We start from the raw sequence: 3,936 nt of genomic DNA, 5'->3' as shown, positions 1-3,936 counted from the left end.
ACATTGAGACAGGTGCTGCATGGCTGTCGTCAGCTCGTGTCGTGAGATGTTGGGTTAAGTCCCGTAACGAGCGCAACCCTTGTCCTTAGTTACCAGCACGTAATGGTGGGCACTCTAAGGAGACTGCCGGTGACAAACCGGAGGAAGGTGGGGATGACGTCAAGTCATCATGGCCCTTACGGCCTGGGCTACACACGTGCTACAATGGTCGGTACAGAGGGTTGCCAAGCCGCGAGGTGGAGCTAATCCCACAAAACCGATCGTAGTCCGGATCGCAGTCTGCAACTCGACTGCGTGAAGTCGGAATCGCTAGTAATCGCGAATCAGAATGTCGCGGTGAATACGTTCCCGGGCCTTGTACACACCGCCCGTCACACCATGGGAGTGGGTTGCACCAGAAGTAGCTAGTCTAACCTTCGGGAGGACGGTTACCACGGTGTGATTCATGACTGGGGTGAAGTCGTAACAAGGTAGCCGTAGGGGAACCTGCGGCTGGATCACCTCCTTAATCGACGACATCAGCTGCTCCATAAGTTCCCACACGAATTGCTTGATTCATTGAAGAAGACGATAAAGAAGCAGCCCGAAATTGGGTCTGTAGCTCAGTTGGTTAGAGCGCACCCCTGATAAGGGTGAGGTCGGCAGTTCGAATCTGCCCAGACCCACCAATTTTGTGTGGGAAACGCCTGTAGAAATACGGGGCCATAGCTCAGCTGGGAGAGCGCCTGCCTTGCACGCAGGAGGTCAACGGTTCGATCCCGTTTGGCTCCACCACTACTGCTTCTGAAAGTTTTGAAAGCTTAGAAATGAGCATTCCATCAAGGTGATGGTGAATGTTGATTTCTAGTCTTTGATTAGATCGTTCTTTAAAAATTTGGGTATGTGATAGAAAGATAGACTGAACGTTACTTTCACTGGTAACGGATCAGGCTAAGGTAAAATTTGTGAGTTACTCGTAATTGAGTATTATCGAATTTTCGGCGAATGTTGTCTTCACAGTATAACCAGATTGCTTGGGGTTATATGGTCAAGTGAAGAAGCGCATACGGTGGATGCCTTGGCAGTCAGAGGCGATGAAAGACGTGGTAGCCTGCGAAAAGCTTCGGGGAGTCGGCAAACAGACTTTGATCCGGAGATGTCTGAATGGGGGAACCCAGCCATCATAAGATGGTTACCTTACACTGAATACATAGGTGTAAGGGGCGAACCAGGGGAACTGAAACATCTAAGTACCCTGAGGAAAAGAAATCAACCGAGATTCCCTTAGTAGTGGCGAGCGAACGGGGACTAGCCCTTAAGTGGCTTTGAGATTAGCGGAACGCTCTGGAAAGTGCGGCCATAGTGGGTGATAGCCCTGTACGCGAAAATCTCTTAGTCATGAAATCGAGTAGGACGGAGCACGAGAAACTTTGTCTGAATATGGGGGGACCATCCTCCAAGGCTAAATACTACTGACTGACCGATAGTGAACTAGTACCGTGAGGGAAAGGCGAAAAGAACCCCGGAGAGGGGAGTGAAATAGATCCTGAAACCGTATGCGTACAAGCAGTGGGAGCAGACTTTGTTCTGTGACTGCGTACCTTTTGTATAATGGGTCAGCGACTTATTTTCAGTGGCGAGCTTAACCGAATAGGGGAGGCGTAGCGAAAGCGAGTCTTAATAGGGCGTCTAGTCGCTGGGAATAGACCCGAAACCGGGCGATCTATCCATGGGCAGGTTGAAGGTTGGGTAACACTAACTGGAGGACCGAACCGACTACCGTTGAAAAGTTAGCGGATGACCTGTGGATCGGAGTGAAAGGCTAATCAAGCTCGGAGATAGCTGGTTCTCCTCGAAAGCTATTTAGGTAGCGCCTCATGTATCACTGTAGGGGGTAGAGCACTGTTTCGGCTAGGGGGTCATCCCGACTTACCAAACCGATGCAAACTCCGAATACCTACAAGTGCCGAGCATGGGAGACACACGGCGGGTGCTAACGTCCGTCGTGAAAAGGGAAACAACCCAGACCGTCAGCTAAGGTCCCAAAGTTATGGTTAAGTGGGAAACGATGTGGGAAGGCTTAGACAGCTAGGAGGTTGGCTTAGAAGCAGCCACCCTTTAAAGAAAGCGTAATAGCTCACTAGTCGAGTCGGCCTGCGCGGAAGATGTAACGGGGCTCAAACCATACACCGAAGCTACGGGTATCACGTAAGTGATGCGGTAGAGGAGCGTTCTGTAAGCCTGTGAAGGTGAGTTGAGAAGCTTGCTGGAGGTATCAGAAGTGCGAATGCTGACATGAGTAACGACAATGGGTGTGAAAAACACCCACGCCGAAAGACCAAGGTTTCCTGCGCAACGTTAATCGACGCAGGGTTAGTCGGTCCCTAAGGCGAGGCTGAAAAGCGTAGTCGATGGAAAACAGGTTAATATTCCTGTACTTCTGGTTATTGCGATGGAGGGACGGAGAAGGCTAGGCCAGCTTGGCGTTGGTTGTCCAAGTTTAAGGTGGTAGGCTGGAATCTTAGGTAAATCCGGGATTCTAAGGCCGAGAGCTGATGACGAGTTAACTTTTAGTTAACGAAGTGGTTGATGCCATGCTTCCAAGAAAAGCTTCTAAGCTTCAGGTAACCAGGAACCGTACCCCAAACCGACACAGGTGGTTGGGTAGAGAATACCAAGGCGCTTGAGAGAACTCGGGTGAAGGAACTAGGCAAAATGGCACCGTAACTTCGGGAGAAGGTGCGCCGGTGAGGGTGAAGGACTTGCTCCGTAAGCTCATGCCGGTCGAAGATACCAGGCCGCTGCGACTGTTTATTAAAAACACAGCACTCTGCAAACACGAAAGTGGACGTATAGGGTGTGACGCCTGCCCGGTGCCGGAAGGTTAATTGATGGGGTTAGCTAACGCGAAGCTCTTGATCGAAGCCCCGGTAAACGGCGGCCGTAACTATAACGGTCCTAAGGTAGCGAAATTCCTTGTCGGGTAAGTTCCGACCTGCACGAATGGCGTAACGATGGCGGCGCTGTCTCCACCCGAGACTCAGTGAAATTGAAATCGCTGTGAAGATGCAGTGTATCCGCGGCTAGACGGAAAGACCCCGTGAACCTTTACTATAGCTTTGCACTGGACTTTGAATTTGCTTGTGTAGGATAGGTGGGAGGCTTTGAAGCGTGGACGCCAGTCTGCGTGGAGCCAACCTTGAAATACCACCCTGGCAACTTTGAGGTTCTAACTCAGGTCCGTTATCCGGATCGAGGACAGTGTATGGTGGGTAGTTTGACTGGGGCGGTCTCCTCCTAAAGAGTAACGGAGGAGTACGAAGGTGCGCTCAGACCGGTCGGAAATCGGTCGTAGAGTATAAAGGCAAAAGCGCGCTTGACTGCGAGACAGACACGTCGAGCAGGTACGAAAGTAGGTCTTAGTGATCCGGTGGTTCTGTATGGAAGGGCCATCGCTCAACGGATAAAAGGTACTCCGGGGATAACAGGCTGATACCGCCCAAGAGTTCATATCGACGGCGGTGTTTGGCACCTCGATGTCGGCTCATCACATCCTGGGGCTGAAGCCGGTCCCAAGGGTATGGCTGTTCGCCATTTAAAGTGGTACGCGAGCTGGGTTTAGAACGTCGTGAGACAGTTCGGTCCCTATCTGCCGTGGACGTTTGAGATTTGAGAGGGGCTGCTCCTAGTACGAGAGGACCGGAGTGGACGAACCTCTGGTGTTCCGGTTGTCACGCCAGTGGCATTGCCGGGTAGCTATGTTCGGAATAGATAACCGCTGAAAGCATCTAAGCGGGAAACTAGCCTCAAGATGAGATCTCACTGGAACCTTGAGTTCCCTGAAGGGCCGTCGAAGACTACGACGTTGATAGGTTGGGTGTGTAAGCGCTGTGAGGCGTTGAGCTAACCAATACTAATTGCCCGTGAGGCTTGACCATATAACACCCAAGCAATTTG

2 tRNA genes and 2 rRNA genes (1 of these 4 only partly in view) are annotated in these 3,936 nt (G+C 51.3%); all 4 read left to right on the top strand.

The annotated features are described in order from the left end of the window. A 16S ribosomal RNA gene (locus tag AACU78_RS15695) occupies positions 1 to 508 on the top strand; it begins 1,128 nt to the left of the window's first position. Positions 509 to 591: 83 nt separating this feature from the next. Further along, a tRNA-Ile gene (locus tag AACU78_RS15690) sits at positions 592 to 668 on the top strand. Between the two features lie 30 nt (positions 669 to 698). Further along, a tRNA-Ala gene (locus tag AACU78_RS15685) sits at positions 699 to 774 on the top strand. Between the two features lie 251 nt (positions 775 to 1,025). Further along, a 23S ribosomal RNA gene (locus AACU78_RS15680) occupies positions 1,026 to 3,917 on the top strand. Together the 16S and 23S rRNA genes with 2 tRNA genes alongside form the textbook arrangement of a ribosomal RNA operon. Positions 3,918 to 3,936: the final 19 nt, after the last annotated feature.

This window comes from Pseudomonas sp. R9.37 (genome assembly GCF_963878885.1).
Taxonomy (GTDB): Bacteria; Pseudomonadota; Gammaproteobacteria; order Pseudomonadales; family Pseudomonadaceae; genus Aquipseudomonas.
This window is presented reverse-complemented; position numbering and strand designations above follow the sequence as displayed.